Source organism: Saccharothrix sp. ST-888 (genome assembly GCF_000955975.1).
Classification (GTDB): Bacteria; Actinomycetota; Actinomycetes; order Streptomycetales; family Streptomycetaceae; genus Kitasatospora.
Genome location: NZ_JYJF01000873.1, coordinates 1 through 315, shown reverse-complemented (window position 1 = coordinate 315; position 315 = coordinate 1). Strand labels below are relative to the sequence as shown.

Sequence of the window (315 nt, the reverse complement as noted above, 5' to 3'; positions counted from 1 at the left end):
CAAGCGTCGTACCTGCGCCAGAAGATCAAAGCCGGTCTCCAACTCCGCTACGGCGACAACCCGAGCCAGGAAGTACTGGACCGCATCGAGCTGGAGATGAGCGTCATCTCCCCGATGGGGTTCGACGCCTACTTCCTCGTGGTCGCGGACATCTGCCAGTACGCGCGGCACAACGTCGACGCGGTCGGTTCCGGCCGAGAGTAGGCCGCCGGTTCCATGGTCTCGTACCTCACTCGGATCACTGAGTTGGACCCGCTGGAGCACGACCTGCTGTTCGAGCGGTTCCTGAACCCCGAGCGCATCAACCCCCCGGAC

Annotated in this window: 1 pseudogene; it reads left to right on the top strand. The window is 63.8% G+C overall.

Annotated features, from left to right (window positions below):
• Window positions 1-12: 12 nt before the first annotated feature.
• Window positions 13-315: pseudogene (locus UK12_RS44165) on the top strand (hypothetical protein); the annotation flags it as partial.